General features: G+C 69.0%; 17 protein-coding genes. 2 read left to right on the top strand and 15 right to left on the bottom strand.

The annotated features are described in order from the left end of the window. Positions 1–22 precede the first annotated feature (22 nt). From ACZ5CR_RS36155 to ACZ5CR_RS36120, 8 genes are all read right to left on the bottom strand, one after another. Complete coding sequence (locus ACZ5CR_RS36155) at positions 23–868, bottom strand: carbohydrate ABC transporter permease (protein WP_468865582.1); 846 nt, start codon at positions 866–868, stop codon at positions 23–25. Next, positions 865–1,854 (bottom strand): carbohydrate ABC transporter permease, encoded by a 990-nt coding sequence (locus tag ACZ5CR_RS36150; protein WP_468865580.1) that lies wholly within the window; start codon positions 1,852–1,854, stop codon positions 865–867. Before ACZ5CR_RS36150 ends, ACZ5CR_RS36155 begins: the two co-directional genes overlap by 4 nt. A gap of 6 nt (positions 1,855–1,860) precedes the next feature. After that, positions 1,861–3,159, bottom strand: a complete 1,299-nt coding sequence (locus tag ACZ5CR_RS36145) for an extracellular solute-binding protein (protein WP_468865578.1) — start codon at positions 3,157–3,159, stop codon at positions 1,861–1,863. A gap of 127 nt (positions 3,160–3,286) precedes the next feature. After that, positions 3,287–4,345, bottom strand: coding sequence for a LacI family DNA-binding transcriptional regulator (locus tag ACZ5CR_RS36140; RefSeq protein WP_468865698.1), 1,059 nt, complete (start codon positions 4,343–4,345; stop codon positions 3,287–3,289). 552 nt (positions 4,346–4,897) lie between these two features. Continuing rightward, positions 4,898–5,254, bottom strand: coding sequence for a hypothetical protein (locus tag ACZ5CR_RS36135; protein ID WP_468865576.1), 357 nt, complete (start codon positions 5,252–5,254; stop codon positions 4,898–4,900). A 74-nt stretch (positions 5,255–5,328) separates the two neighbouring features. Then, positions 5,329–6,360 carry an endo-1,4-beta-xylanase gene (locus ACZ5CR_RS36130; RefSeq protein WP_468865574.1) on the bottom strand — a complete coding sequence of 344 codons (1,032 nt, stop codon included), beginning with the start codon at positions 6,358–6,360 and terminating at the stop codon, positions 5,329–5,331. Positions 6,361–6,421: 61 nt separating this feature from the next. Next, positions 6,422–7,330 (bottom strand): alpha/beta hydrolase family protein, encoded by a 909-nt coding sequence (locus tag ACZ5CR_RS36125; protein WP_468865572.1) that lies wholly within the window; start codon positions 7,328–7,330, stop codon positions 6,422–6,424. Positions 7,331–7,399: 69 nt separating this feature from the next. After that, on the bottom strand, positions 7,400–8,524 hold the full coding sequence (locus tag ACZ5CR_RS36120) for a glycoside hydrolase family 62 protein (RefSeq protein ID WP_468865570.1): 1,125 nt from the start codon (positions 8,522–8,524) through the stop codon (positions 7,400–7,402). A 720-nt stretch (positions 8,525–9,244) separates the two neighbouring features. Between ACZ5CR_RS36120 and ACZ5CR_RS36115 the strand changes: the two genes are divergently transcribed. Further along, a complete protein-coding gene (locus ACZ5CR_RS36115; RefSeq protein ID WP_468865568.1) occupies positions 9,245–9,856 on the top strand; it encodes a hypothetical protein in 612 nt (203 codons plus the stop codon). Positions 9,857–9,972: 116 nt separating this feature from the next. On the opposite strand, the gene ACZ5CR_RS36110 is transcribed toward ACZ5CR_RS36115, so the two are convergent. From ACZ5CR_RS36110 to ACZ5CR_RS36085, 6 genes are all read right to left on the bottom strand, one after another. Continuing rightward, complete coding sequence (locus ACZ5CR_RS36110) at positions 9,973–12,027, bottom strand: glycoside hydrolase family 6 protein (protein WP_468865696.1); 2,055 nt, start codon at positions 12,025–12,027, stop codon at positions 9,973–9,975. Between the two features lie 172 nt (positions 12,028–12,199). Further along, positions 12,200–13,735 (bottom strand): GH12 family glycosyl hydrolase domain-containing protein, encoded by a 1,536-nt coding sequence (locus tag ACZ5CR_RS36105; protein ID WP_468865565.1) that lies wholly within the window; start codon positions 13,733–13,735, stop codon positions 12,200–12,202. Beyond that, positions 13,732–16,542: a glycoside hydrolase family 48 protein gene (locus ACZ5CR_RS36100; RefSeq protein ID WP_468865563.1), complete on the bottom strand. Its 2,811-nt coding sequence runs from the start codon at positions 16,540–16,542 to the stop codon at positions 13,732–13,734. Before ACZ5CR_RS36100 ends, ACZ5CR_RS36105 begins: the two co-directional genes overlap by 4 nt. A gap of 99 nt (positions 16,543–16,641) precedes the next feature. Continuing rightward, on the bottom strand, positions 16,642–18,468 hold the full coding sequence (locus tag ACZ5CR_RS36095) for an endo-1,4-beta-xylanase (protein WP_468865562.1): 1,827 nt from the start codon (positions 18,466–18,468) through the stop codon (positions 16,642–16,644). 318 nt (positions 18,469–18,786) lie between these two features. After that, a complete protein-coding gene (locus tag ACZ5CR_RS36090; RefSeq protein ID WP_468865560.1) occupies positions 18,787–19,014 on the bottom strand; it encodes a hypothetical protein in 228 nt (75 codons plus the stop codon). 147 nt (positions 19,015–19,161) lie between these two features. Next, on the bottom strand, positions 19,162–21,318 hold the full coding sequence (locus tag ACZ5CR_RS36085) for a glycoside hydrolase family 9 protein (RefSeq protein ID WP_468865558.1): 2,157 nt from the start codon (positions 21,316–21,318) through the stop codon (positions 19,162–19,164). Between the two features lie 593 nt (positions 21,319–21,911). Here ACZ5CR_RS36085 and ACZ5CR_RS36080 point away from each other — a divergent pair. Beyond that, positions 21,912–22,625, top strand: a complete 714-nt coding sequence (locus ACZ5CR_RS36080) for a polysaccharide deacetylase family protein (RefSeq protein WP_468865556.1) — start codon at positions 21,912–21,914, stop codon at positions 22,623–22,625. 515 nt (positions 22,626–23,140) lie between these two features. Here ACZ5CR_RS36080 and ACZ5CR_RS36075 read toward each other — a convergent pair. After that, the gene (locus ACZ5CR_RS36075; protein WP_468865554.1) at positions 23,141–24,571 is read right to left on the bottom strand and encodes an endo-1,4-beta-xylanase; all 1,431 of its coding nucleotides are present in this window, start codon (positions 24,569–24,571) and stop codon (positions 23,141–23,143) included. Positions 24,572–24,931 lie beyond the last annotated feature (360 nt).

The raw sequence follows: 24,931 nt of genomic DNA, 5'->3' as shown, positions 1-24,931 counted from the left end.
GTCATTCTGCGACGGTGCGGGGTCAGCCCTTGGTGGCGCCCGTCGTGATGCCGCCGATCAGCTGCCGTTCGGCCACCGCGTAGAAGGCGAGGGCGGGCACCATGGCGAGGACGAGGTAGGCGAAGACGCGGGCGATGTCGGCGGCGTACTGCCCTTGGAACTGCTGGACGCCGACGGGGATCGTCCACCAGGTCTCGTTGCTGAACACGAGGAGTGGCAGCAGGAAGTTGTTCCAGCTGGTCACCACGGCGAGGACGGAGACGGTGCCGAGCGCCGGGCGTGCCATCGGCAGCAGGATCCGCCAGAAGAAGCCGAACGGGGAGCAGCCGTCGAGCGTGGCCGCCTCCTCCAGTTCGCCGGGGATCTCGCGGAAGAATCCGCGCAGGATGACGATGGTGAGGGGCAGCCCGAACGCGGCCTGCGGCAGGATGACGCCCCACGGGTTGTCGAGGAGTCCGAAGGTGCGCAGCAGGATGAACAGCGGCAGGATCGCCACCGCGAACGGGAACATCAGCCCCATCGTGAAGAGCGTGAACAGCACCTCCCGCCCTCGGTAGGCGAATCGGGCGAGGGAGAACGCCGCGAGGGCGGCGGCCCCCACCGTCAGGACGGTCGTCCCGATGGCGATCAAGGTGGACGAACCGAGCATCCGCCAGAAGGAGCCGGAGGCGAGGATGTCCGTGTAGTTGGACGTCACCCAGGGCGAGGGCAGGCCGAAGGGGTTGCTGGACAGCTGGACGGTCGACTTGAAGCCGGACATGAGGGCGTACAGCAGCGGCGTCACCATGACGATGCCGACCAGCCACACGATCACGTACGGAGGCACCTTGCCGAAGCGGCGGCGGCCGGGCACGTCGGACGCGGTCATCGGGTGGCTCGCATGTTCGTGAGGGCTCCTTCGGTGTCGCGACGCAGCACGAAACGCTGGTAGGCGAGGGCGAAGACGAGACTGATGAGGAAGAGCGCGATGCTGATCGCGCTGGCGTAGCCGATCTGGTAGCGCTTGAACCCGAACTGGAACAGAGTGATGGCCATCGTCTCGGAGGCGTGGTCGGGGCCGCCCTGGGAGATCACCCACACCAGGTCGAAGAGCTGGATGGCGCCGATGACCGACAGGAAGGCGCTGATGCGGACGGTCGGCCCGAGCAGGGGCAGCGTGATGTAGCGGAAGCGTTGCCAGGCACTGGCCCCGTCGATGCGGGCGGCCTCGTGCAGTTCGGCCGGGATGCCCTGCAGTCCTGCCAGGTAGAGCATCATGTGGAACCCGAAGTACTTCCACGTCATGACGAGGAACAGGGTCGGCATGACCGTCGACTGGTCGGCGAACCACAGCCCGCCGAGTCCGTCGAGGCCGACCGCGCCGAGCACCTTGTCGGCGAGCCCGGCGTCCGGCGCGAAGATCATGGAGAACAGGACGCCGGTGATCACCTCGGACAGGACGTACGGGGCGAAGAACAGCATCCGGTACACGGCCCGGCCGCGTAGCTTCTGGTTGAGCAGGACCGCCATGGCGAGGGCGAACGGCAGCTGGACGAGGACCGAGAAGCCGACGAGGAGCAGGCCGCGCCACAGGTCGCCGAGGAAGACCGGGTCCTTGACGAGGCGGCTGTAGTTGTCGACTCCGGTGAAGTCCGAAGGGGATCCGAAACCGCCCCAGTTGAAGAGGCTCACGTACAGCGCGTACATGATCGGGGCGAGTACGAGCGCGCCGAACAGGATCAGGGCGGGCAGGGTGAAGGAGACGGCGGTCAGCCAGTCCGTGACGCGGCGGGCGAGGGGCCGCCGGTTGCCGGGGCCGGGCTGCGGCTCCTTGGTGACGACGGGCCGCGCGCCCTTTACGTAGGTCGAAGTCATGGTCTCTTACTGGCCCTTGGCGACCTGGGTCACCGACCGGGCCACCTGCTCGGGCGACTTGGATCCGGCGATGAGCGCGGCGACGGAGTCGTTGACCTCCTGGCCGACGGCCGGCGGGTAGGCCTGGTCGAGGTAGAGCTGGAACCCGGTGGACTTGCCGAGCATGCCGGAGACGGCCTTGAGGTTGGGGTCGGTCAGCGCGCTGGTGGCGTCCTTGACGACCGGGATCGTGTCGGCCTTGGAGACGAGGATGCGGTCGGACTCGGCGGTCGTGAAAAACTTCAGGAAGTCGACGGCCGCCTTCGGTGCGCCCTTGCGGACCGCGTAGCCGCCGCCTCCGCCGAACACGTCCGTGAGGGCGCCCTTGCCGCCGGCCACCGAGGGGAAGCCGAAGAAGCCGAGGTCCTTGCCGATACCCTTGCCCGCGTCGGCCTGCACGACGGGCGCCCACTGCCCCATCAGCTCCATGGCGGCCTTGCCGTTGCCCATGGTGGCGGCCTCTCCGTTGGGGGTGGAGTAGGCGGCGCCGAGGAAGCCCTTCTGGAACGGCTTCAGCGCGACCAGCTCCTTGAGGTGCTCGCCCGCCTTGACGAAGTCGTCGCCGGTGAAGTCCTTGGCGTCGGCGGCCTTCTGCATGCCATCGACCCCGGCGATCCGCATCGACAGGTAGGCCCAGAAGTACATGCCAGGCCACTTCTCCTTGCCCGCGAGGGCGATCGGGGTGATGCCCGCGCTCTTCAGCTTCTTGATCGTGTCGAGATAGTCGTCCCAGGTGGTGGGCGGGGCACTGATCCCGGCCTTCTTGAAGAGCGCCTTGTTGTACCAGAAACCGACGGCGCCGATGTCGAAGGGCATCGCGTACGTCTTGCTGTCGAACTGGTAGGGCTTGACCGACGCGGGCACGAGCGTGTCGGCCGTGGGCTCGATGGTCGCGGTGAGGTCCTCGACTAGACCCGCGTCGATCTGCTGCCGCAGAACGCCGCCGCCCCAGGTGTGGTAGATGTCCGGAAGTTTTCCGGAGCTGGTCAGCGCCGTCATCTTCGACTTGTAGGCGTCGTTCTCCAGCGTGACGAGCTTGATGCGCACATCGGGGTTCTTGGCCTCGAACGCCTTCGCCCGCTCCGGCCAGACAGTCTTCGAGGGCTCCGTGGTCTGGATGTTCCACCATTCGACGACGGTCCGGCCCGAACTGTCCTTCGTGTCACCGGAGTCGGAGCCACCGCACGCGGCGAGTGCGGCCGCTCCGAGACCGGCGGCGGAGGCGGCGCCGAGGAAGCGTCGGCGGGAGAGATCGGAGGCTGGCATGACACACCTTCCGGAAGTGATCCGAAAACTATCGGTAGATGGCCTCGGAAGTTACGGAAACAAGACGGGGGTGTCAACGGCCTTAACAAAAAGGGCCGTTGACACCCCCGTCCGGGTGTCCGATGCGCTACAGGTCGCGCGGGGCCGCCGTACTGGCCCTGACCACGAGTTCCGTGGCCAACTCGATGCGCGGCGAAGCGGGTGCGACGGAGCGCGCGAGATCGAGAACGGCACGGGCCGCCAACTTGCCCATATCAGACAAGGGTTGGCGGACCGTGGTGAGCGGCGGTGCGCTCCAACGCACCTCCGGCAGGTCGTCGAAGCCGACGACGCTCATGTCCTCGGGCACCCGCAGACCGCGCCGGCGCAGCGCCTCGATCGCGCCCAGCGCCATCTGGTCGCTGGACGCGAAGACCGCGGTGGGCGGGTCGCCGAGGTCAAGGAGCTGGTTGCAGCCGGTGAACCCGGACGCGTGGTAGAAGTCGCCGGGCACGATCAGCTCGTCGTCGACCGGCACGCCCGCCACGTCGAGCGCGGCCCGGTACCCGTCGAGCCTGGCCCGCGAGCACAGCAGCCGGGGCGGGCCCTCTATGAACCCGATCCGCCGGTGCCCGAGGCCCAGTAGGTGCTCGGTCGCCGCCATCCCGCCCGCCCAGTTGGTGGCGCCGACGGTCGGCGCCTCGGTCGCGGGCGAGCCGGCCGGGTCGATCACCACCAACGGCACGCCCAGGCGCCGCAGTTCGTCATGGAGACCGGGTTCGAGGACGGACGTGACCAAGATGACGCCGTCGGAGGCGCGGGCCCGCAGATTGGTCATCCATTGCCGTGCGGCGCCCGCCCGGTCGTGGATCGCGGAGACCACCGTGCCCACCTCGGCCTCGTGCGCGACCTCCTCGACGCCGCGGATGATCTCCACGGCCCAGGGGCTGTCCAGGTCGTTGAAGACCAGGTCGAGCAGGGCCGCACGGTCGCCGGGTGCGGGCGGGCGGCGCTGGTAACCGTGCCGGTGCAGCAGATCCTCCACCCGGGCGCGGGTGGCCGCCGACACGTCGGATCGTCCGTTGACGACCCGCGAGACGGTCGGGACCGAGACCCCGGCCTCCCGCGCGATCTCGGTGATCGTCACCTTGGCCGGCCCGTCCGGGCTCCGCGTGGTCGCCTTGCGCTGAGCGCCTTCCCGGGCCACGTTCCTCACCTCCGTCGACTTGTCATCCGAAAGGTCTCCGGATGCCTTCCGGAAACCGTAGGACATGCTGTCGACCGGGCGCAGGTCAAGCCCTGTGTCCGTGCGGCCGGCCGAACGGACGGCCTTGAATCTACGCGCACCCGGCATCCAGGATCCGCTCCAGCCAGGCAAGTTGGCGCCGTACGTGCACGGCGTCGCCCCCTTCGTGGCCGTTGTACGGATACGCGCGGATCTCCCGGGCCGGGCGTGGGTGCGGCGCGCGGACGAGGCTCCCTCCGGGTAGGACAGCGTCCGGAACACGGCCGTCTCGGCGCCCCGTTGCACGGCGAGGCAGGCGGCGATCTCCCCGCAGGGACCGGTGTCGGTGAGTCCGAGGGAGCGCCCGATGCAGCACAGCAGCGACGCCGTGACCAGAGCCATCGCGAGATCCGGACGAGTCCAGCGACAGCGAGGGCCACTCCCCACCCCTGACTGTTGCCGACGGCGGCGATCCACGAGGGGCGACGCCGGGCAGGGCGCGCGCCGTGGCGACCGCGCAGACGCCGTCCGTGATCAGGCGCCGGTAGTGGTGGTCGTACGAGTCGAGAAGGCCGCGCACGGCGGGCACAGGCGCCGGCGCAGCACGGTGGTGGTGACCGCGAAGACTTGGCGCCAACGGCCGCGAGGGCTCAGCCGGGAGAGTACGGCAAGCCAGATCCTGTCGGCCGCCTGGTAGCAGACCCGGGCGATCTGACAGCGCAGCACCGCGTTCTCTTGCCGTAGCGCCAACACTTCCGCGTCTGTGGCCATGCGGCTGCGCAGCACGACAGCGGGCACGGTGATCAGACTTCGGCCCACCGCGGCGCCGACCGACAGCGACATCTGCAGATCGTCGCAGGGCAGTCGACGCCGCGTCGCCAGGATCAGCAAACGTGCAGGCCACAGCCGCGAATCGAATTTTTGAGCGGGGCACCGGCGGAACGGCCGCCGGGCCCCGCCAGGCTTCAGCTCGCTGCGCTGTTCAGCGCTGCGAGGACCGCGCCGTACGCTTCCTTCTTCTGGTAGTTGCCGTTGAAGAGCAGCGGGGTCTCCTGGGCTCGCCAGGAGTACTTGTCGGTGATGCCCCACACGGTGATGCCGTTGCACTTGGCGACGGCCACGCACGCCTGAGTGACCTGCCGGTACACGTTGGCCTGTGCCGCTCCGGAGCCGCCGACGTCGAGCTCGGTGATCTGCACGTTCACGCCGAGTTCGGCGAAGCGCTGGAGGTTCTGGCGGTAGGTGCTGAGGTTCTCGTTCGAGGCGAGGTGGCTCTGGAAGCCGACGCAGTCGATCGGTACACCGCGGGCGCGGAAGTCCTTCACCATCCGGTAGATGGCGTCGCTCTTGGCGTTGATGCCGTCGGTGCCGTAGTCGTTGTAACAGAGCTTGGCCTTGGGGTCGGCTGCTTTCGCGGCGCGGAAGGCGTCCTCGATCCAGCCGTCACCGAGCTGCTGCTGGAGGTTGGACTTGCGTCGGCTGCCGTCCCATTCGAACGCCTCGTTGACCACATCCCAGGAGTCGATCTTGCCCGCGTAGTGACCGGCGACCCCGGCTATGTGGCCCCGCATCGCTTGGCGCAGGTTGTCGCCGGTCAGTCCCTGTACCCAGCCGGGCTGCTGGGCGTGCCAGACCAGGGCGTGGCCGCGTACGAACTTGCCGCGCTGCTTGGCGTAGTTGACGAGTTCGTCGCCACCACTGAAGTTGAACTGCCCCCGGCTGGGCTCGGTGGCATCCCACTTCATCGCGTTCTCGGCGACGACGCTGGAGAACTCGCGGTTGAGGGTGCCCTCGTAGTCCGCCTCACCGAGGTGCGGGGCGACCGCGGCGCCGAAGTACCGGCCGCTCTGGGCGGCCGCGGCGCCGAGAGTTTCGGCGGCATGGGCGGTCGGCGAGAACGTCAGGACGGCCGCTGCCGCCAGGACGCCGCTCGCCGCGACGGTGATCGCGGACCGGGTGCGTCGTGAGGTGCGCCTTCTGGGGGATCTGCTGGTCATTGCGTGTCCCTTTCCTATGGGGGTTGGCAGTGAAGGGCTTAACTCATGCGGTCGTGGGCCGTCAGGCCAGGGCGGCTTCCCAGCGGGTGCCGGCGCCGGTGGCGTCGGCGGGGAGTCGGTCGCGGGCTGCGGTGTCGTCGTACAGGCGCCAGCGGAACCAGTCCACGAGGGTGTTCTGGGTCCTGTCGAAGGTGGGGAACCCCGGATTCAGGTACGCGGCGTGGTCCGCGCCGACGTGGGTGAGGAACGCCTTGGGCGCGCGCAGTTCCTCGTACGCCCGCCGGGCCAGGGCGTAGTCGCAGGTCGGGTCCTTGTCGCCGTGGATGAACAGCACGCCTGCACCGACCGAGGCGGCGGGGTTGCCCATGTCCACACAGGCGACCGGGACGGCGGCGACGATACGGTCGTCGGGCCAGGCGGTCACGAGGCCGTGGGTGGTCATGCCGCCCATCGAGTGGCCGGAGACGCCGACGCCGGCCGCGGTGTCGATGTGCCCGGCGAAGGGGCCACCCGGCGAGTCGTTGAGCGCCAGGGTCCGGGTGATGACCTCGGAGACGTCCCTCGACCATTCGCCTCCGTAGACGGAGCCGATGTTGGTGTTGTCGGAGAACGAGGGGGCGGGGCAGATGAAGCCGGCGGAGGCTATCGCATGGGTCTGCGAGGCGTACGAGTCGGAGTTGCCGCCCATGCCGTGGCTCCACTCGGCGACGGGGAACACACCGTCGGCGAGAGGGGCGTTGGGAACGGGCGCGCCGCCGGGGGTGCCGGGGGTGGGATAGAAGACCTTGGTGAACAGCGAGCGCGCACCGCGGCTCCAGTTGAACTGGCGCACTCCGATGGCGAACTGCGCGGTGGGCGCCGCCGGTTCGGCGCCGGAGGCGCGGTGTAGCCCGGAGCCGAGCAGGGAGGTGCTCAGGCCGCCTGTCGCGGCCGCTGTCAGGCCGAGGAAGGTACGTCGACTCAACGACATACGTGACTCCTTGTGTGGGGGGTGGGGTGTGGGGGGGGGTGGCGTGTGTGTGGGGGGGGCAGGGAGGTCTCAGCAGGTGGAGCCGGTCTGGGTGGCCAGGCCGAGCCGGTAGGGCAGCTGGGAGTACTCGCCGCCGGATTGGGGATCACGGCCCTGGTAGAGGAGCTGGAGTTTGCACGGATCGATGGTCATGGTCTGGTCGTTGGTGGAGCGGAGCAGCTCGCCATGACTGATGTCCTTCGTCCAGGCGCCGCCGGGGAAGGTGACGTTGGTGGAGCGGGCGAAGGGGTTGGCTTCGGTGGCGGCGAGAGGCTGCCACTTGCCGGTCAGGCCCTTGGAGGTGAAGGAGCGGTAGTAGCGGTTGCCGTCGGAACCGACGGCCTCCCACATCAGCAGGTAGGTGTCCGTGCCCTTGACGCGGTAGACCGCGCCTCCTTCGAACAGGGCGAACTTGGAGTCCTGGAGCACGATCTGGGTGTTGCCGAAGCCGTTCGGGAAGTTGGCGACGGTGGTCTCGGACCGGTACACGTGGCCGTTGTCGTCCGCGGAGAACAGGTAGCACTTCGCGTCGTCGCAGATCACGTAGAAGTCGAGCCAGTTGCCGTTGCCCATGTTCTGCCGGACGACGTCGGGCATGCTGTTCATGAGGTTTTTCGGCGCGGACCAGCTGGTCGGGTCGTTGATGTTCTTGGTGGTGGAGTACGACGGCAGGCCGGTCTGGTAGACGAGGTACCACTCGTCCTTGGGGGCGAAGTAGAAGGCGTGCGGGGCGGCGCGGTAGCCGCTGCCGATGTGGGAGGCGGTCTCCAGGTGGGTCTGCTTCGCACCGGCGGCCTGGGACCAGTTGTCGAAGCTGGTCTGGGCCAGGCTCCAGTCGCCGGAGGTCCTCGCGGCGGTGGTCATGAAGACGTGCCATCTGCCGTTCTTGTCCTGGACCACCGACGGGTCCTTGACGGCGACGGAGTTACTGCCGTCCTGCTGCGGAGAGATCACCGGTCCCGTGGACGACCACCGGAAGCTGCCCGGCAGGTTCTGCTGGGAGGTGCTTGCCTTCTGCTGGGAGGCGCTGGCCGGTGTCGCCCCCTCGGCGGGCACGGCGAAGAACGCCGCGAGCAGGGCGATGAGCAGAGCCACGTAGGCGTGGCGGCGGCTGCTGGTGCGGTGACGGAGGCGGGGACGTTGCGTCAGGGGCATGGGCAACTCCATTGCGGCTCGGCCGGTGGACCCGCCTCACGGTGGGGGCATCACCGGAACATGGGGGGTAGTGCGCATGCGTACGACTCAGGCCGGACCAGGCCGACGCTTGGTCGATATATCGAACGACGGCCGGATCTTCGGACGTAGGAATGATGGGCGCTTGACGGTGTCGGGTCAACGCATCGCGCGCAATTGTTTCAGCCATCCGCTCGAAAGTGTTGCGGGAAAGTGTCAACACCTGTGGTGAGCAGGCGGCTTGGAGGGCACGTCAAGGCGCACCTGTGGCGCACCGGAAGCCGCGCTCAACTCTTCGGCGGCGCCGCACTCTCACGGACCACGAGTTTCGTGGCGATCTCCAGGCCGAGCTGCGGCACTGCGCCTGCCGAAAATGTCGTCCATTCAGCTCAGGAGCGTCTTCGACAGTGCGGCAGGATAAGCACTCGTTCTGCCGCGCCTCACCTACCTGACCGTCACCAACCTGTTCGCCGCATTGCGGTTACTGCGGATGAGCGACCACGACAAGGACGCGGAGATCCTCGCTCTGCGCCACCAACTCGCCGCCCTTGCGCAACAGTTCCGTACGGGCTGGCTGAGGCTCACCCCCGCAGGACCGGGCGTTGCTTGCCGCCCTACTGGTCCCCCTGCCCCGCCTGGCTCCGGCGCCAGCTCCGGCTATTCGTCCAGCCCTACACCGTGCTGCGATGGCATCGCGACCTGATGAAGCGGCACCATGCCCGTACCTGTCGGCAGAAGAGGCCGGGCCGGCCGCCCACGGTACGCTCGATCCGCGCGCTGATCCTGCGCCTGGTCCGTGAAAACCCGTCGTGGGGCTACCGCAGGGTGCACGGCGAACTCACTACCCGCGGCATCCAAGTCGCCGCCTCCACCGTCTGGGAGACCCTCACCTCCGAGGGCATCGACCCCGCACCCGACCGGACGGCCACCACCTGGGCTGCTTTCCTGCGCTCGCAGGCCGATGCGCTCCTGGCCTGCGACTTCATCGAGACCGTCGCCCTGACCGGCAGGCGCCAGTACGTCCTCGCGGTCATCGAGCACGCCACCATCCGCGTCCGGATCCTCGGTACCACCGCCCACCCCACGGCAGCTCGGGTGACCCAGGCCGCCCTAAACCTGGCCATGGACCTGGCAGACGCCAAAGCGACCAACGCGTATCTGATCCGGGACCGGGACGCGAAGTGCCCCGCCCTCTGCGCTGCCCCCGAACCGCTCCCCCACGCACAGATCACCAAGCTGAAGGTACGCCGGAGAGACCGCCTCGGCAGAGTCCTCCACGGCGGAGTCCTCCACGAGTACCAACATGCCGCTTGAACCGCGCGGATGGAGTTTTCGGCAGGCGCACACTTGAGCGCCAGTTGTGGCACGCGCCCCCGGAGCGAAGAAGCTCCGGGGGCGCGTCGCGCCGTACGTGAGTCAAGCCTTGCGGATTACGGGGCGGTGCCCCACAGGAGCTGGCCGCCGGAGTAGACGCCGATCTTCGGTGCGTCCGTGTACGCACTCGCGGTGCCGTGGCTGTAGTCGTCGGCCTCGTTGAAGTTCGACCAGTCGCTGCGGTGCAGCCGCAACTGGATATCGCCCGTCGAGGCACCCGCGGCCAGCGTGCCGCCGGTGACGTTCACCTTCAGGTAGCGGTTGGCCCCGGTCGTCGTGCCATTCGTCGACACCGAGTGGGTGAGGTTCGAGCAGCCGATCTGCGCCCAGTCACACCACGTCGTGTACGAGGACGCCGAATCGTCGAACCAGTAACGGATCTCGACATCCTTCAGACTCTGCGCACTGCTCCCGGTGTTGACCAACTGCACGTTCATCCCGATGGCGTTGTCCGTCAGGCTCGTATCACTCGTCTTGTACTGCACCTTCAGGTTGCCGGTACCGGTCCCACCCCCCGAGGTCGTCGTGGCGGCGACCTGGGCGGACTGGGCCGAGGCGTTCCCGGCCGCGTCCCGCGCCCGCACCTTGTACTGGTAGGTGGTGGAGGCGCTAAGACCGCTGTCGGTGTACGTCGTCCCGCCGGTGGAGCCGACGAGGGTCCCGTTGCGGTACACGTCGTACGAGGCGACGCCCACGTTGTCCGTCGAGGCGGTCCAGGACAGCGACACCGACGACGAAGTGGCGCCCGTCGTCTTCAGCCCCGCCGGGACGCTCGGCGCCTGGGTGTCAGTGCCCGGGTCGCCGCCGCCGTTCAGCGGCGGGTAGGCGTTGGTGAGCAGCATCTGGAACTGTGCGGAGTACCAGCGGCCGGCCAGCGGAGCGTTGGCCATGGCGCCCGTCGGGTTGTTGCCGTTGCGCGCGTTGCCCTCGTACGTCGGGTCGCACATCCGGTCGAAGCCCTTGCCCTCGTCGTTGTCTATGGGCTGGCTGTTGCCGTCCGACTCGCCCGGGGGCTTGGCCCACACGTACGCGTCGATGCCCGGCTCGGGCGCGGTCTGCGGGCGCTCTCCGACGCCGGCGCCCTGCTGGTTGCACCAGTTGCCGGTGTGGATGCGGCGGTCCACCCTGCCGCCGTCGACGTAGGAGTCGACGGAGGTCTGCGGGCCGGGTCCGGTGGGCCGTGCGGTGCCGCCCCAGCCGTTGCGGGCGGTGTCGATGAGCATGCCGAGGCCGGAGTTGAAGCCGCCGCGGCTGACCAGGCGGTCGCGCAGCGCCTGGGCGTAGGACAGCTCGTCGACGTAGTAGTTCCAGTCGACCCACTTGGCCTGGCGCACGGTGGTGCCGTTCACCGAGTCGGTGACCTTGAAGTTCGGCTCGTGCAGCGCCCCGTAGTTGGCGGTGTTGACGATGAAGCCGGCGACATCGTCGACCGTCGCGCCCTCGGTGGTGGCGGCCTTCTTGAACTCGTCCACCGCCGGGTCGAAGTTGGTGTCCCAGCCGAGCCAGCCGTGGTGTCCTGCGTCGATGTAGTTGTAGACGTTGGGGATGTCGCCGAGCTTGTTCAGCGCGTAGCCCACGCCGTGCTCGTACGAACCCAGCTCCTTCACGTGCCGGCAGGCCTCCGTGGCGCCGGCCGCGCTGCCCGCGTTGGTGACCATGTTGGGCAGCGAGTCCGGCTCGATCAGCGCGGAGATCCGCAGTGCGGCGTACTTCGGCTCGGCGAGGATGGCCGCGATCGGGTCGATGTACTCCGTCTTGTACCGGTCGAGCTCCTCCGCCTTCAGCTCGCCGTTGGAGGAGAGCGCCGAGCAGTCGCGGCCCGGCAGGTCGTAGATGACGACCTGGAAGAGCGTGGCGCCCTGCGTCAGCGCGGTGTCGAGGTGGGCGCGCAGGCCGCGACCGTTGGAGGTGCCGGTGATCGCGGCGATCCGGTCCATCCAGACGAAGCTGGGCTGATCGGCGATGGCGGAGCCGCCGGGCTCGGCCTTCGCCTTGGCGGACCAGTCGGGGTTGACGTAGGGCTTGGCGCCCACGTACGGGTTGTCGACGCGGGCTGCCGCGGCCGCCGCGGCAGGCGCGGACGGCAGTGCGACGCTGAGCGCGGCGCCCATGGCGAGCGCGGGCAGCAGCGCCGCGAGCCTCCTGAAGCGGCTCCTGCGTCTGAGGTGCGTGGTGGTGTTCATCATGGCTTGGTGTTCCTCTCGGATCGGGCTGCGTGCAGATGAGGCCCCGGTGGCGGGAGGCAGCGGGAAGGATTCCCGCCACCGGGTGTCTGGGGGTGGATCAGGGCGCGGTGCCCCACAGGAGCTGGCCGCCGGAGTAGACGCCGATCTTCGGTGCGTCCGTGTACGCACTCGCGGTGCCGTGGCTGTAGTCGTCGGCCTCGTTGAAGTTCGACCAGTCGCTGCGGTGCAGCCGCAACTGGATATCGCCCGTCGAGGCACCCGCGGCCAGCGTGCCGCCGGTGACGTTCACCTTCAGGTAGCGGTTGGCCCCGGTCGTCGTGCCATTCGTCGACACCGAGTGGGTGAGGTTCGAGCAGCCGATCTGCGCCCAGTCACACCACGTCGTGTACGAGGACGCCGAATCGTCGAACCAGTAACGGATCTCGACATCCTTCAGACTCTGCGCACTGCTCCCGGTGTTGACCAACTGCACGTTCATCCCGATGGCGTTGTCCGTCAAACTCGTATCACTCGTCTTGTACTGCACCTTCACGTCGCCGGCACCGGTGCCGCCGCCCGGCGCGGTGGTGACGCTCACCGGACCGGCGGGCGGCGAGGCGTTCCCGGCCGCGTCCAGGGCGCGCACGGTGTAGCTGTACGCGGTGGACGCCGTCAGCCCCGTGTCGGTGTACGTCGTGCCGCCGGTGGAGCCGACGCGCGTGCTGCCGCGGTAGACGTCGTACGACGTGACGCCGACGTCGTCCGTGGCGGGATCCCAGGCCAGCGAGGCGGACGACGAACTCGCCCCGGTGGACCGCATGTTGCGGGGCACGGTCGGCGGCGTGGTGTCCCCGCCGCCGCCCGAGCCCTTACTGGCGTCGAACGAGAAGGAGTTCACGCCAAGACCCTGGCCGCCCTGCCAGATCTCGAAGCCGGCCTCGGCGTCGATCAGGTAGTGCGCGGGGTTGATCTGGCCGCGTGCGGTGGCGTCGTCGACGATGCGCTTCACGTTGAGGTCGGTCACCGAGGTGGCGCCGCCCTGCAGCACGTACGAGATGACCTTCCACCCGGAGGCGCCGGGGCCGGTCCACACGTCCCACGTCCGGCCGTCCGCGGTGAACGTCGCCGTGCGGGACCCGATGGGCTGGACGCCTCCGCGGTGGTTGATCCAGATCATCACCTCGGTGCCGTCCGGCTGGTCGTCGGTGGTGGGCGTGGAGTTGAACCACAGGTCGTACGAGGCGTTCCAGGCACCGGAGGCGACCTGCGTGGTGTCGAACGTCGAGCGGGCGCTGCCCAGTTCGCTCACCCGGATCGGCAGGCCGCTGTTCGCGGTGCACGCACCCCAGTGGCAGCCCTTGTAGCTGGACGGGTAGGTGGCGGGCGGCCCCGCCGTGGTGAGCGAGAAGTTCGCCTCGGTCACCTTCCAGGCGCCGGTCGCGGTGTCCACGCTGACGCACTGGCGGGCCGAGGAGTTCCACTCGTTCTGCTGGTACGCGTACGCGCCGCCCTGCATCTCGGTGGTGCCCCACTGGGTGCAGTCGGTGACCGGCGCGGCCGCCGCCGGGCCCGCGCCGGTGAACAGCGCGAGCCCGGCGAGCAGGATGCCCGCGGCGGTGGCGGCGAGGGCGCCGCGCAGGTGTCGTCCCGTCACGGCGCCGTCCCCCAGACGAGCTCGCCGCCGACATACGCGGTGATCTTGGAGGCGTCCGCGAAGGACGAGTTGGTGCCGCGGCTGTAGTCGTCGGCCTCGTTGAAGTTCGACCAGTCGCTCTTGTGCACGCGCAGCTGTATCTCGCCGGAGTCGCCGCCCGCTGCGACGCTGCCCGCGCCGGCGCTGAAGCCGACCTCCAGGTAGTGGTCCGCGCCCGCCTTGGGGCTGCTCATCGCGACCACCCGGTGGGTGATGTTGGCGGCGCCGAGCATCGCCCAGTCGCACCAGGTGGTGTACGTGGACGGGCCGCCGTCGCCGGTGAAGTAGTAGCGGACGGTCACCGTGGAGAGGCTGAGCGCGCCGCCGCCGGTGTTGCCGACCTTCAGGGACATGCGCAGGGCGTTGTCGGTGGCGTTGGAGTCGGTGCTCTTGTACTGGACCTTGGCCCCGCCCGTACCGCCGCCGGCCTTGGTGGTGCCGGTGACCTCGGCGGACAGTGCGGAGGCGTTGCCCGCCGCGTCGCGGGCGGCGACCCGGTAGTGGTAGGCGGTGGCGGCGGAGAGCCCGGTATCGGTGTAGGTGGTCGCGGTCGGGGTGCCGACCGGGGTGCCGTCGCGGTAGACGTCGTACGCCGCGACGCCCGTGTCGTCGGTCGACGCCGTCCAGCTCAGCGACACGCTGGTGCCGGTCGTCGCCGTCACCGTCAGGCCGGTCGGGACGGTCGGCGCGGTGGTGTCGCCGCCGGGGCCGCCCTCGTCGCCGAGGAGCTCGGCGTACGAGGCGAAGGAGAGCGCAAGGGCCGCCTGCGCCCAGAAGCGGTGGTACGTGAAGACGGGCGGGGCGCCGCCGTCGAGGTACGTCTGCACCTTCGACCAGCCCGGCTCCTGCTTGAGCCACGGCCGCATCCCGATGAAGGTCGTGCCGGAGCCCAGCTTCACGCCCTGCGGGGAGGTACCGGACCAGCCCGCAGGGAAGTACACCGGGTCGTCGAAGCGGTCGTAGTCGCGGCGGGTCTCGGGGACGGCGATGCCCTTGGTGTCCGCGTGCCCGGCCATGGCGTCGAGGAGGGACTTGGCGAGTCCGGCGGCGTCGGCGTCCTTGGACTTCGCGGAGTAGTAGATCAGCGTCATGGCCAACGCCGCGCCCACGCCGACGTCGTCGCTGTAGTCGACGACCGACACGTGCAGGCCGGTGTTGGCGCCCGGGCTCGCGGCGTTCCAGGTGTCGGGGGCGCCGGTCCAGCCCAGGGTGGAGGGGAAGCGGTAGCTGCCGTCGGAGCCGACGGTGGTCTGCTCGGATGCCCAGGCCACCCACTTGTCGAGGACCGCCTTGGCGGTGGCGTTGTTGGTGACGTAGTAGTACTGGGCGACGCGCTCCATGCACCACACCTGGAAGCCGAACCAGTTGTTGCTCGGCGGGTCGTGGTAGACGGGCTGCCAGTCGTACGCCATGCCGTAGAAGGTCGGTGTGCCGGCCGGCGGGGTGCCGTACTGGCCGTCCCAGCTGTTGGAGCAGCCGCCTGCGAGCGCGCCCTCGGCGGACTGCAGCCAGCGCAGGAACTCCAGCTGCCGGGTGAGCGACTTCTGCCAATCTCCCTTCGCGGTCGGCGACTTGGGGGTGAGGGCGGGGATGGTGGACAGCGCCCAGGCGGCGAGGGGGTTCTGGTAGCCCTGGTGGGCGATGCCGTCGCCGATGCGCCAGGCCCAGCCGCCACCGGTGCCGGAGGAGCCGCCCCAGGCGTAGTACCAGGACAGCAGGTAGTGCTGCGCGTCGCGGCCGGAGGCGGCCTGGCAGCCTGTGGGGCTGGTGCAGTTGCCTATCTTCTTGAAGTACTTGTCGAACATCGAGTAGCGCAGGTAGTCGCCCATCTTCGCGGCCTTGGCCACGGAGGCGGATACCTGGCCCGCCTTGCCCTGCGCCGTCGCCCACGTCAGCGCCCAGTACGCGGCCTGCACGGCGCGCGCGTCGGCGTCGGGGGCGTTGGTGTACTTCCACTGCTTCGCGTACGAGGCGTCCTTGACGAAGAGGTCGAGGTAGCCGTTGGGGCCGCCGTACTTGAAGAGGTCGGTGCTGGGCTGAGGGATGGTCTCCCAGACGGACTCCTGCGCGCCGCGCTGGTAGCTGTTGACGAACGACGCCATCTTGCCGGGGCCGAGCTCGTCGCCGGTGCCGGGCTTGTTGCCGAAGCCGTAGACGTTGTCGAGGTCCATCAGCCAGTGCATGCCGTAGACGTCCATCGTCCCGTACGCGGAAGCGAGTTCGGTGGCGATGGGGTCGGAGCCGGCGGAGACGGACGAGTCCAGCTGGGACGGGTAGCTGGAGACCTGCGGATGCTCGGGCGCGTAGGTGGCCGGCTTGGAGGGGGTGTACGAGTCGTTGGTGGGCTGGTCGATGTGCGGCGGGATGATCGAGGCCTCGGCGACCTCCCAGGACTTGTTGAACGGGGCCCAGTCGCCGGTCACCCGGCCGTACGCCGCTTCCAGCCAGATCCAGAAGCTGAACGCCTCGGAGGTCGTCTGATGGCCGTGGTCGGGGGCCTCGACGATCAGGGTCTCGGCGCAGTGGTAGGGGATGCCGTCCGGGCTGAAGTAGCCGCTGGCCGGGTTCTTGATCTTGTTGTACTGGGTGAGGAAGGCCTCCGTGTAGGGGCCGTTGGCGGCGACGGCCGCCTGTGCGGCGGCCCCGGCCGGGGCCTCGGCGGCCCGGGCGAGCTGCTGCCCGGCACCGAGGGCGACGAGCGCACCGCCTGCCACGCCGACGAAGGATCGCCGGGAGAGTAACGCGGATCTTTCGGATCTTTCGGGCATCTCAGGGTGTGCGGACACTGGTCCTCCAAGAGGGGGTCCGGGTGGGAGTGGTGGAGGTGCACGGTCCGGGCGGGCGGGGGATGTCGTCCGGACCGTGCTTCAGGGGGCGGTGCCGTAGACCCTCTGACCGTCGAGGTGGACGGTGATCTTCGGCGCGTCCGCGAAGGACGTGTTCGTACCGCGGCTGTAGTCGTCGGCCTCGCTGAAGTTCGACCAGTCGCTCTTGTTGAACCGCAGTTGCGCCTCACCGCTCGAGACCCCGGGGGCGAGGCTGCCCGCCGTGGCGGCGAAGCCCACCTCCAGGTAGTGGTCGGCGCCGGCCGTCGGACTGCTCATCGCGACGACCCGGTGTGTGAGCTTCCCGCAGCCGAGCACCGCCCAGTCGCACCAGGTGCTGTACGTCGTGGCGCCGGACTCGCCGCTGAAGTAGTAGCGGACGGTCACCTCGGAGAGATCGACGGCCGAGTCGCCGGTGTTGACCAACTGCAGCCCGGACTTGATCGAGTTGTCACCGGCGGACTGGTCGTTGTTCTTGTACTGGACCTTCAGGGCGCCGCCGCCCGTGCCCGCCGACTGCGTCGTGGCACTCACCGGAGCGGACTGCGCCGAGACGTTCCCGGCGGCGTCGCGGGCCCGCACCGTGTAGGCGTACGTGGTGGAAGCGGCGAGCCCGCTGTCGGTGAAGGACGCACCGGAGGCCGTCCCCACCTTCGTACCGCCGCGGAAGACGTCGTACCCGGTGACGCCGGTGTCGTCGGTGGCGGCGTTCCACGCCAGGGAGACGGAGGCCGAGGTGGTGCCGGTCACCCGCAGCCCCGACGGCGCGCTCGGGGCCTGGGTGTCGACCGGGCCGGTCTCGCCGAGGGCCTTGCGGATCGCGTCCATGGCGACGGGCTTGGGCTGCAGGTTCCCGTCCCACGGGAGGGCCGAGCCCTCGCCGTTGAAGACGCCGGGAATCCAGGAGTACTTGTCGGTGTAGTCCCAGACCGTGATCCCGACGCACCGGGTGACGGCCAGGCAGGCCTCGGTGACCCGGCGGTAGTAGTCGGCCTGGGTGGCCTCCTTCGCCGTGTCCTTCGGCAACTGCATCCGCACGTCGAGCTCGGTGACGGCCACGTCGAGGCCGAGGTCGGCGAAGCGCTGCATGTTCTGCTGCATCTGGTTCGGGAACCCGTACTGGATCGCCAGGTGCGCCTGCAGTCCGACGCCGTCGAGCGGCACGCCGGCGGCCACCAGATCGCGGGCGAGGGCGTAGAGGGCGTCGCTCTTCGCGCCGAGACCCTCGACGTTGTAGTCGTTGATGTACAGCTTGGCGTCGGGGTCGGCGGCCCGGGCGGCACGCAGGGCGTGGGCGATGAAGTCCTTGCCCATGGCGGTGTAGAACGGCGAGTCGCGGAAGCTGCCGTCCTCGTTGAAGGGCTCGTTGACGACGTCCCAGGCGAACACCTTGCCGCGGTAGTGGCCGGCGACATTGGCGATGTGGTTCTCCATGGCGGGGCGCACCTGCGAGGCGGGCAGCTGCCCCACCCAGCCGGGCAACTGGCTGTGCCACACCAGCGTGTGGCCGCGAACGCTCTGGCCGTGCGCCTGGGCGAAGTTCACGATCTGGTCGCCGCCCGTGAAGCTGAACTGCCCCTGGGTGCGCTCGGTGCTGTCCCACTTCATGGAGTTGCCGGGGGTGATCGGCCCGAACTGGGAACCCAGGATCTGGGTGTACGGGGCGTCGGACAGCTCCCCGTTGTCGGTCGCCGAGCCGAAGTACCTGCCCTTGGCGTCGGCGAGCTGATGCAGCGTAGGCGGCTCGGCCGCGGACGCCGGCGACGATGTGAACCCGATCGCGGCCGCCGCGAGGGCGAGGGTGGCGATCAGGGCGGCGGTGCTCCGAGACGCCCGTCTTCGGGCGGGGGGTACGGGCGCCAGCGTCATGCTGGTTCCTCTCTCCGAATGCGGGAGGGCGACGCTCGGGCGTCACCGAAGCCCTGCGACCGGGGTCCCACCGGTCACGGCGCACCGTCTCCTCCCCCGCGGCTCTGGTGGGAGATACTGCAAGCCTTGAAGTCGTGGGAGCGCTCCCAAATTGCTGTAACGGGGTGCACCTGTCAAGAGGTGAGTCGAAACTTGCGGGTGATCTGGCGGCATTGTCGACGGCTCGGGGCTTTGCGGATGTCGACACTCCGCCAACATGCGAAGCCCCGGACCACGCCTTCCCGTCATGTATTGAAATCGACATGAGGGAATCGCGGACTACGACTCGCTGCTGTCGACGTGTTCCTTCAGCCACCGCTCGGTCGTGCTGATGTGCAGCAGTGCGGCGGCTTGACTGACGGACGCGTCGCGCGTGGCCAACGCCGCGTAGATGGCCTCGTGTTCGGCTAGCGTGCGCTCCAGGGCCTGCACGTGACGGGTGACGTACGTCCCGTCGCCGCGCCGCACTTCGAGGACCCGGGCGACAGCGGAGGCCGTCGGGGTCACTTGGGCGTGCCCGGGGTGACGTTGATGACGTTGGGGTGACCGCAGGGGAAAAGAGAGCGCTGCTGGAGGGTTCCGGAACGGGGCGCGCACGGCCATGCGACCCGGCCCGGGGCGGGATTGCGCGCCGCGGGCCGGACCGACCGTGAGTCAGGTGCAGGTCTTCCCGTGGAGGGTGAAGGCCGTGGGCGCGGGATTGGTCCCGCTGTATGTCCCCTGGACTCCGAAGCTCGCTGTCGCACCGGGTGCGATCGTCCGGTTCCAGTCGGCGTTGCGGGCGACGACGGCGGTGCCGTTCTGGGTGACGGTCGCGTTCCAGGCGCTCGTGACGCGCTGCCCGGCCGCATAGGCCCAGCTCAGCTGCCACCCGTCCACGGCGGTCGGGCCCGTGTTCTTGACGGTGACCGTCGCGGTGAAGCCCGCGCTCCACACGCTGTCGGTCTTGTACGTCACCGCGCAGGCACCGGGGGTCGGTTCGCCGGTGGAGGTCCGCTCGGCGGCGTAGACGGCGAGCCAGGCCAGCGGGGCGTTCCAGTTGACCGCCACCTCGTTGGTGGAGTACGAGCCGATGTCGTCGATGTAGCAGGCGGCGGGCGCGCAGCCTGCCAGCTTCTCCTCCGCCACCGGGTCCTGGAGGCCGCTGTTGGGCCCGCCCGCCAGCGACCCCGCCGGAGGATGGGGCAACGAGGCGTCCAACTGGTGGGCCCAGAAGCGATGATGCTGGTTCTGCGAGGACGTCTCGCCATAGCCGGTCACGTAGGAACGGCCGAGGGCGTTGCGGCCGAGGAGGTAGTCCATCGCCTCCAGCGCGCCGGTGCGGTAGCGCTCGTTTCCGGTCAGCTCTCCGGCGACCGCCAGGACGATCGCGTCGTTGGCGACCTCGCCGTTGGAACCCCAGAAGTAGCCGTCCGCCGGTACGGGCACCGCGTAGCCCTGGGCGGCCATCCGGGACAGGTAGCCGTCGGCGGCCGCCGTCACCGAGGCCCGTACGCGCTCCCGGTCTGCTGCGGGCAGGCCGTTGGGGACGGTGGCCAGGGTGAGCCGTCCGAGCGCGGCCGTGTCCGCCCAGCCGAACCCGTAGGCGGAGAAGGCAGTTGGGGAAGTGTGCCAGGACGATTCGGTGACCGCGTCCCGGTAGCCGCCCTCGCCGGTCGTGGCGTACAGCTCGGCCGCCGCCCAGTAGAACTCGTCGCTGACCGTGGTGTCGCCGTAGGCGCCGCCGCCGGTGCTGTCCGAATCCGGCGCGTACAGGGCCGGGTTGGCGCGGGCCGCCGCCCAGGCCCGGCGCGCGGCCGACAGACAGCGGTCGGCGAACGCGGCGTCGTAGGCCCTGTAGACCCGGGCGCACTGGGCCGCAGTCGCTGCGAGGTTGAGGGTCGCCGCCGTCGACGGACGGTGCAGCTCGCGGGGCTGGGGGTCCTGGTCGGGGCGCAGCGGCATGCCGGTCCAGGCCGCGTCATGGATCTTGTGGAACGCCATGCCCGCGTACGGCTTGCCCTCGGGCACCTGCATCCGCATCAGGAAGTCGAGCTCCCAGCGCGCCTCGTCCAGCACGTCGGGTATGCCGTTGCCGCGCTCGGGGACTTGCAGGGAGGAGTCACCCAGCGCCGCGTCCTTGCCCGCCCGCTCGGCCCTCTCGAAGGAATTGACCATCAGCCATGTCGAAATGCCGCCGTTCACCACGTACTTGCCGTGGTCGCCCGCGTCGTACCAACCGCCCCTGACGTCCTGGGTGTAGTCGCACACGGCGGCTTGGCACGGGACGGAGGTGTCGCCCTTGTTGGGTGCGGCACCGAGGTGTCCGGCCGGGCGCGCGTAGGCGGAGCCCACCAGGGAGGCGTCGATGGGTATGCCGCTGCGCTGGTGGTAGAAGAACGCCATCGCGTCGGAGCGCAGAGAGTCGTACAGGTTCGCGCGGAGGTCGAAGGGCACGCTGCTGCTGCCGTCCACCCTCAGGACGTATCCCGAGCCGGACCCCTTGAACGAGGAGAAGTCGGCCACGTGGACGGACTGCCCGGAAGGGGCGTCCGCGCCGCGCGGGACAGTCGCACCGGAGGCGACCGCCGTCCCTGACGCGTCGCGCAACTGCCAGGTGAGCGGCTGCGTCGCCGTGGTGACCACCGTGGCGCGCTTGGGGCCGTCCGGCAGATAGCCGACCTGGTTGACGCGTACAGCCGTGGTCGCCGCCGCATCGGAGACGACGGCTGCCGCGGCGGGCGTGGTGAGGAGGCCGCCGACGAGGAGGGAACTCGTCAGCAAGGTGGCGGCGAGGCGTCTGGGGCGGGGTAACGACGGAACGGCGGTCATGAGCGGCTCCTGTGTCGATGCTGGTCAGCAGGGGGACTTGAGCTGGGTGAGCAGGCCCGTTGGGCACGGCAGGCGGAGGTAGTCGTCTCTCCGGCGCCGGACGTGTAGGAGCTGTAGCGCTGGATGGTCAGAGGTCCGCGCCGATGTCGGGCGTGCTCAGGCGATGGCGGTCGTGGCCGGGCTCGGCGCCAGGTCTGGGAGCGCTCCCCATGGCCGATATCCCGAGCATTGATCGATAGACCGAAGAACCGAGGTGGACAGTAACGACGCGCACAACAGTCGTCAACTAGTGCACATGGACGTGGAGTTGCCGGTTCGACTCGGCAGAAATTCGCCTTCGAAAGAGTTTCAGACGACCCTTCCAGCTGACGCATTGCCATGCTGTCTCAATCTGACCACTCCCCCGCACCACCCTTGACGCGTACGCCAAACAGGCCTGCATCCAGGGAAGTTGCTGCACGGCAGGGGGATCTCATGGATCAAAAGTTTCGCCCTTTGCGCCGAAATAGTTGACAGCCTACGAGCCCGGCACCAACCTGTCGACGTCGACAAGCCCCGTCCCTGTCCCCACCTCAGGCCGCAGGAGCACCCGCATGAGAACCCGACCAGGAACCACGCGACCCCGCCGGTCGCCACCTTCCCTCATAGCGAAACTGGCCGTCGTCGCGACACTTGGCGCATGCACCCTCGCCGTCGACACCAGCACCTCGGCACAGGCCGCCGCCACCTGCACCGGCTACGTCGGGCTGACCTTCGACGACGGCCCGTCCAGCAGCACACCGGCGCTGCTCGACACGCTCCGGCAGAACGGGCTGCGCGCCACGATGTTCAACGAGGGGCAGTACGCCGCCGCCAATCCGTCCCTGGTGCGTGCACAGGTCGCCGCCGGCATGTGGGTCGGCAACCACAGCTACACCCACCCCCACCTGACCCAGCTCGGCCAGGCGCAGATCGACTCCGAGCTCTCCCGGACCCAGCAGGCCATCGGCAACGCGGGCGGTGGCACGCCCCGACTGTTCCGCCCTCCGTACGGCGAGACCAACGCGACAGTGAGGAACGTCGAGGCCAAGTACGGCCTGACCGAAATCATTTGGGATGTCGACTCGCAGGACTGGAACGGCGCCAGCACCGATGCGATCGTGCAAGCGGCGGCCCGGCTCACGAGTGGCCAGATCATCCTCATGCACGACTGGGCCGCCAACACGCGCGCCGCGATCCCACGCATCGCGCAGGGTCTGGCGACCAAGGGGCTGTGCGCCGGCATGATCTCCCCGCAGACCGGACGTGCGGTGGCGCCGACCGGCTGACACCAAGCCCCTCCCACTCGGCGTGTTGAGCACCGGGTGGGAGGGCCGTGGCGCCTGGCTCCGCAGCTCCTGTCAGCTCTGCAGACTCCACTGCTGGTTCGTCTGCCCGTTGCAGTCCCAGATCACCGCCGCGATGCCGTTGCCGGTCCCCTTCTGGAGGCGTCCAGACACTTGTTGCCGTAGGCCGTCTCAAGCGCTCCTACGGGCTGACCTACCACGTCACGTACGTTTCAGTGCCGCGCAGTTGAGGGCGTTGCGGGGACTGGCCGTGGAGTCCGGGTGGCTTCGGGCAGGCGATCCTGTCGGCGGCGCCGATGATGCACCACGAAGTCGGCGCAGGTTCCCGTACCCGCCGCCGAGGTGGCCCGGCACGAACGGGCGATCGCCCTCGGCGACGTCAACGCGACGCCGAGCGCCCCGCAGGCCTGTCCCGAGGGCCGCCACCACCATGGCGGCGACCCGGGACCATCAGCGATGTCTTCGTGGAGGGGCGGGAGCCGCACCGTAGGTCTTCATCAGGTGCGGGTCCAGCGCTGATTGCTGCCGTTCGAGCAGGTGTAGAGCTGGATCAGGGTGCCGTTGGCGGTTCCGGCCGAGACGGCGTCGAGGCAGAGGCCGGACTGGACGCCGACGATGGATCCGTCGGCGTTGAGGCGCCATTTCTGGTTGTCGGCGCCCCAGCAGCTGTAGATCTGGACTTTGGTGCCGTTGCCGGTGCCACCGGCGTCCAGGCACTTGTTGCCGGAGACCTTGAGCTCACCGGCGTCGGTGTACGTCCACTGCTGGTTGGTGCCGTTGTTGCAGTCCCAGAGTTGGAGCTGGGTGCCGTCGGTGGTGCTGCTGCTGGGCACGTCCAGGCAGCGGCCCGACCCGACGCCCTTGATCTGTCCGGAGCCCGAAGGGGGCGTGGTGGAGCCGCCGTTGAGTGCGTTGAGGACCGCGCTGTAGGCGGGCTTCTTGCTGCCGTCGCCGTTGAACAGCAGCGGCGTGTCCTGCGGGCGCCAGGAGTCGGTGTCGCGCACACCCCAGACGGTGATGCCGAGGCAGCGCGAGACGGCCAGGCAGTCGTTGGTCACGTTGGCGTAGGTCGTGGACGAGGCGCCCTGGATGTCGAGTTCGGTGATGGCCACGTCGACGCCGAGGGCGGCGAAGTTCTGCAGGGTGGTGCGGAAGTTGCTGTTGTAGGGGCTGCCGCTGTTGAAGTGCGACTGGAAGCCGACGCAGTCGATCGGCACGCCGCGCTGCTTGAAGTCCTTGACCATGGCGTACATGGCCTGGGTCTTGGCCCAGGTCCAGTTCTCGACGTTGTAGTCGTTGTAGCAGAGTTTGGCGGCCGGGTCGGCGGCGCGCGCGGCGCGGAAGGCGACCTCGATCCAGTCGTTGCCGGTGCGCTGCAGGTTGGAGTCGCGCCGGGCGCCCGAACTGCCGTCGGCGAAGGCCTCGTTCACGACGTCCCACTGGGCGATCTTGCCCTTGTAGTGGCCCATCACGCCATTGATGTGGTCGATCATCGCCTGGCGCAGGGCGCTGCCGCTGAGGCTCTGCATCCAGCCGGGCTGCTGGGAGTGCCAGGCCAGGGTGTGACCGCGGACCTGCTTGCCGTTCTGGACCGCCCAGTTGTAGACGCGGTCACCGCCGGTGAAGTTGAACTGCCCCCGCTGCGGTTCGGTGGCGTCGATCTTCATCTCGTTCTCGGGCGTCACCATGTTGAACTCACGGCCCGCGATCGACGTGTACGCCGAGTCGCCCAGCCTGCCCGAAGCGATGGCGGTGCCGAAGTAACGGCCGCTCTGCGCCGCCGCGGCACCGAGCGTGCTCTCGGCAGCGTGTGCTCTCGGTGGGGCGGCCAGCGCGCCGACCGCAACCAAGACGCCGACGAGCAGCGCCAACAGCAGACAGCGGGTCTTCCGGCGGATATCGGGTCTGGAAAGGGCGTACGAGCCCATGACTGTGCCTCCAAGGTAGAAATCACGGAAGGACTGACGCGCAGGGGTCGACCGGCACGGAAGGACTCCATCGCGGCTCAGCCGGGGGACCGCCACGCGGCGTCGCGTACCTCTCCAACTGCGCGAAGAGCCGGGATGCGTGGGTGCGAACCTCACCGGAACGAAACGGGGCGGCGCAGGTGCTGTGGTGCGCGGATCTGCCGTGCAGCTGTGCGGGGACGTGGATCTGCTGTGCAACACAGGACGTCCAAGGCCAACGTGGTTCGAAATGCCGGACTATGACTGATGCCTCAGACGGAGATGATTGAGGTATTGACGATGGCTCGTCAATACTCCCCGCAGAAGAAGTTTCCGTTTCTC

This window comes from Streptomyces sp. NPDC031274, from assembly GCF_055570235.1.
Note: the sequence above shows the minus strand (reverse complement) of the source record. Positions and strands in the feature narration are given on the sequence as shown.

Coding starts and splice junctions, on each gene's coding strand:
- ACZ5CR_RS36155 (WP_468865582.1), bottom strand. CDS start 868: ATGACCGCGTCCGACGTGCCCGGCCGCCGCCGCTTCGGCAAGGTGCCT.
- ACZ5CR_RS36085 (WP_468865558.1), bottom strand. CDS start 21,318: ATGACCGCCGTTCCGTCGTTACCCCGCCCCAGACGCCTCGCCGCCACC.
- ACZ5CR_RS36120 (WP_468865570.1), bottom strand. CDS start 8,524: ATGCCCCTGACGCAACGTCCCCGCCTCCGTCACCGCACCAGCAGCCGC.
- ACZ5CR_RS36115 (WP_468865568.1), top strand. CDS start 9,245: ATGAAGCGGCACCATGCCCGTACCTGTCGGCAGAAGAGGCCGGGCCGG.
- ACZ5CR_RS36100 (WP_468865563.1), bottom strand. CDS start 16,542: ATGCCCGAAAGATCCGAAAGATCCGCGTTACTCTCCCGGCGATCCTTC.
- ACZ5CR_RS36145 (WP_468865578.1), bottom strand. CDS start 3,159: ATGCCAGCCTCCGATCTCTCCCGCCGACGCTTCCTCGGCGCCGCCTCC.
- ACZ5CR_RS36110 (WP_468865696.1), bottom strand. CDS start 12,027: ATGGGCGCCGCGCTCAGCGTCGCACTGCCGTCCGCGCCTGCCGCGGCG.
- ACZ5CR_RS36095 (WP_468865562.1), bottom strand. CDS start 18,468: ATGACGCTGGCGCCCGTACCCCCCGCCCGAAGACGGGCGTCTCGGAGC.
- ACZ5CR_RS36130 (WP_468865574.1), bottom strand. CDS start 6,360: ATGACCAGCAGATCCCCCAGAAGGCGCACCTCACGACGCACCCGGTCC.
- ACZ5CR_RS36150 (WP_468865580.1), bottom strand. CDS start 1,854: ATGACTTCGACCTACGTAAAGGGCGCGCGGCCCGTCGTCACCAAGGAG.
- ACZ5CR_RS36080 (WP_468865556.1), top strand. CDS start 21,912: ATGAGAACCCGACCAGGAACCACGCGACCCCGCCGGTCGCCACCTTCC.
- ACZ5CR_RS36075 (WP_468865554.1), bottom strand. CDS start 24,571: ATGGGCTCGTACGCCCTTTCCAGACCCGATATCCGCCGGAAGACCCGC.
- ACZ5CR_RS36125 (WP_468865572.1), bottom strand. CDS start 7,330: ATGTCGTTGAGTCGACGTACCTTCCTCGGCCTGACAGCGGCCGCGACA.